Raw genomic sequence first — 3,732 nt, 5'->3', positions numbered from 1 at the left:
AGTCACGGATTCAGGTATGAGTTTAGCTCTGGTGCTCTCCTTGGCATGTATATTGGTGGAGTTTCAGCTATCTGTATAGGTCTTGGCCTAATTGACGGCGGAACATTCTTATTAAGGTTGTTCAAAATAAAATACTAATCGAATTGGAGGTAAGTAATGAATATTGACGATATTCTAAAAATAACTTTTATCCTGACCGCATATGCGACCGGCATTGTGGGTACTTTCGGCGAGCGAGGAAATTCTTACCGAGTCTGTTTAACGGTGACGCTGGCTTCACTTTGCGGCATCGGATTGTTTGAAGAAGGCTTAATGGGGTTGGGTCTGGTATTGATTTACAGCTTGGTATTGCATCCGGTTGTCCTGATGTTGATTAGCCGATTGATGTTTCGGCAAATGTGGTTGCCAATCCGTGCCAAATTCCCCGGTGAACCTCGAAATCCTCCGGTCACGCATTTAACGTTTACCGGTGCTATCCGTTTTATATGGGGTAATTAACGATGAATAAAAATGGAAATAGCTTAACAACGTTCTTGTTAGCTACTGGTTTAGCTGCGTTGATTATTTCGCCCGCGATTATTGGGAACCGGTTAATGGCGTGGTTTGGTCGCGGCGGAGCTTTAACGCTCGTGTCAGTTTTTATGACTATTGTTGCCGTGTCGTCTGGTTACTTTATTAACGAAGCCGATCAAATTAGGCAATCATGCGGCGAATGTATCGCCGCCTTAATGTCAGTACCCGTGATTGAGTTTGGAAGTAGTGGTTTTTGGTTTCTTGCTGTTATTGCGTGGGGTTTAACGATTTTCTATGCGCACGCAAAACGGCATTCTAATAATTAAGTGGCAGGGGTTTTTAACTTGCTATTTGTAATTGCACGACCAATTTAGGGGGAGATATGGTGGAACCATATAATTTATCAATACGGCCTGAATGTCTGATGCCATTTAGCGAAGACTGGCCGACACCAACCGGGGCCGAAGTGGCCGCGGCTATGCGTCTTGCCGGTTTCACCGGCTCGACCGCAGCAAAAGCCCTAGGGTTGAAACAAAAATCCGGGGCGCGGACTGTACGGAAATGGATCGGCAACGAAGTGGAAATACCGTATGCCGTTTGGGCACTGTTATGTGACTTCGCCGGCCTTGGGCAAATCTGGCGATTTGACCGCCAACCGCCTCAGGCTTAACGCAGTTGTGTTTCGCGGGCGCGAAACGGCTTGATGGCTAAATAGGGTTGGCGTCGGCAACATGGCTATTTTGGGTCGCGTTTTTCAGTTATTGGCTATCTGGGTTATAGTGGCCTTTTTACCTATACCCTTTTTGTCCTTTCTAATTAGGACTAACCATTCATTATGAAAGTTGCTCGAATTTATTTGCGCGTTAGCACTGACAAACAGGATTTGACACGGCAAGAGGACATCATTAGCCAGGCCATCGCGCAGGGCTACTATATCGCTGGTCGCTATGAGGAAAAGGCGTCTGGCGCTCGCGCGGATCGACCGGAGCTGCTACGCATGATTAGGGAATTACAGCCGGGGGATGTCGTGATAGCCGAACGGATCGATAGGATAAGCAGGCTACCGCTCGCCGAAGCCGAAAAACTGGTCGCGTCGATCCGTGCCAAAGGCGCGAAGCTGGTTGTGCCGGGGATCGTCGATCTATCCGAACTCGCGGAGCGGGCGGACGGGGTATCTAGGATAGTATTGGAATCGGTGCAGGAATTATTGTTAAAACTGGCATTGCAGATGGCCCGCGATGATTATGAAACTCGCCGCGAACGGCAACGGCAGGGCGTTGAACTAGCGAAACAAGCAGGTAAGTACACAGGCCGCGCCGAAAACTCAGCCGTTAATGAGCGAGTTGTGGCGTTCCGTAGAGCAGGACACACAATCAAGGAAACCGCTCGACTTGCGCCGTGTAGCGTAAGCCAGGTCAAACGGATTTGGGCGGCTGCGAATAAAACAGCAAAAGCCAACGATTCATAACGTAACGTATCAGGCCTTTCATGGTGACCATGAGAAGGGGGTTATATGACTGTAGTAAAGTTTCCGAAGGCCAAGAGACCGCCCGCTAAACCGGCTACCATGCGGGCAATGCGTAGCGATGCCGTCGAAACCGTGCGCTATAGGATGTTTCCATGGCTGGGTAGGGCATTGATCAATACCGTGATGTTCGCCTGGTCAACCGTGCGGACGCTGTTGCTCATGATGCTAATGTTTGTGCGGCCGTTGGTGTTTTTTGTGATCACGCCATTAACAACGGCATTGATGATTGCGTTCGCTGTCTGTCTGTTCACGCATCCGGCAGATACGCGCCTCACCTGGGGCTTTGGTCTGTTGACTCTCGGCGCATTTTTTACGATGTTTTTGTACGACTGGCTGATTTATAAGTTGGGCGGTATGGTTGTTGAGGTAACCCACCATCGCAGTTATTAGGCAGGCGTTCGCGCCGTTGTTGTTTGGGGTAGTGTGCACATAGCTGAAAAAAGCGACCACCAGATGCGCAATTGCATGCCACTTGCACACCTGAAACCATAGGAATTACACATTTGCTGTTTTTCTTTTTGCACGCCAAAATCACAACACATTCCGATAACTGAAAACAGCCGTTCGTCACTGAGTCAAACCTACCCTTTCCGGTCATCTAGTTGGATTGAAAACGGCCCTTGATAAATGGCTGCTTTTTATGCTTTCGTAAACTGTCTCTGCGCCACTGAAGGATTGATTTAGGTCAAAACATCGTCGCTTTGTCAGAAGTTACAGAGTAATTTATATTGGAACCAAAAAATACATATTGAGCTCAACCAAATTACTAACTAATTGTTTCAATCAATGAATCTCCCAAATTTCTGGCGATGGTTATCACAATCTAAAAATCAGAAAACCATCGCTTGGCTTGGTGGCGGGTTGTTCATCGCCGTTAGCGGTTTCTGGCAAGCCTATGTGTATTTTTCCGATAAGCCTAAAGACGATAAGCCTTTGATCACCAGTATTTCAGCGTCAAACGGCGGCATTGTCTCGAGAGGGAATGTCTTGATAGGAGAGCATGCCGTTGTGCAAACGGGATCCGGGACGATCAATATCGGCATCACACTGGAACAATTCGAAACCAGGCTCAAGCGACGGGAACATGAAGTCAGGACCGAATTAAATCAAGCCGTAGCGGCGGACAAAGACAAAATCGCCCTCCTTGAAAAGCAGCTGGCCGACATTCAGGCCAAATTGAACAGTCCTGAAAGCGCGTTAGAGGAAAACAAGACCAAACTTACCCAGGCTTATCAGGCCTTCGACGAGTTAAAGGGCGAAGTGCTACCGGAACAAATCAAGCAAGCGAGGCAAGAACTCACCCAGGGTAAAACTGCCAATGCCGAAGTCCTGTTTAAGCAAGTATTGGCCAGCGGTACGGAAAATGCCGCGCAAGCCGCTTATCAACTCGGTGAGTTAGCCGAAAACCGCATCGATTATGCCACCGCAGAGGGTTATTTCAGCAAAGCCGCGCAATTGCAACCGAATAATACGCAGTATCTTAACGACGCTGGAAGGTTAGCACTCTTTGTTTGCATTCCAAACTCCCACGCACAAGCAAAAGCCAAAGCAGCTGCGTGGTTGGCTTCACTTGCAAAGGATATCATAAAAGGCGTAGTAGTTACTGTGGCGGTAAACCAGGTGACAGGCACTGTAGAGGCAAAACCAGAACCAGAACCAATGCCAAAGGAGATTGGCTATTTCTGCCCATC

At 48.3% G+C, this 3,732-nt stretch carries 6 protein-coding genes; all 6 read left to right on the top strand.

What is annotated here, in order from left to right:
* Positions 1 to 156: 156 nt before the first annotated feature.
* Positions 157 to 498: a hypothetical protein gene (locus tag A1332_RS00260; RefSeq protein ID WP_064006591.1), complete on the top strand. Its 342-nt coding sequence runs from the start codon at positions 157 to 159 to the stop codon at positions 496 to 498.
* A gap of 2 nt (positions 499 to 500) precedes the next feature.
* The gene (locus tag A1332_RS00255) at positions 501 to 839 is read left to right on the top strand and encodes a hypothetical protein (RefSeq protein WP_064006590.1); all 339 of its coding nucleotides are present in this window, start codon (positions 501 to 503) and stop codon (positions 837 to 839) included.
* A 98-nt stretch (positions 840 to 937) separates the two neighbouring features.
* Positions 938 to 1,183: a transcriptional regulator gene (locus tag A1332_RS00250; RefSeq protein WP_269454628.1), complete on the top strand. Its 246-nt coding sequence runs from the start codon at positions 938 to 940 to the stop codon at positions 1,181 to 1,183.
* A 165-nt stretch (positions 1,184 to 1,348) separates the two neighbouring features.
* Positions 1,349 to 1,981, top strand: a complete 633-nt coding sequence (locus tag A1332_RS00245; RefSeq protein WP_064006588.1) for a recombinase family protein — start codon at positions 1,349 to 1,351, stop codon at positions 1,979 to 1,981.
* Positions 1,982 to 2,026: 45 nt separating this feature from the next.
* Positions 2,027 to 2,431: a hypothetical protein gene (locus A1332_RS00240; RefSeq protein ID WP_157203903.1), complete on the top strand. Its 405-nt coding sequence runs from the start codon at positions 2,027 to 2,029 to the stop codon at positions 2,429 to 2,431.
* Positions 2,432 to 2,827: 396 nt separating this feature from the next.
* Positions 2,828 to 3,732 (top strand): tetratricopeptide repeat protein (locus A1332_RS00235; RefSeq protein ID WP_197491358.1); only part of this gene is annotated, 905 nt, incomplete at its 3' end.

Source organism: Methylomonas methanica (assembly GCF_001644035.1).
Classification (GTDB): domain Bacteria; phylum Pseudomonadota; class Gammaproteobacteria; order Methylococcales; family Methylomonadaceae; genus Methylomonas; species Methylomonas methanica_A.
Note: the sequence above shows the minus strand (reverse complement) of the source record. Positions and strands in the feature narration are given on the sequence as shown.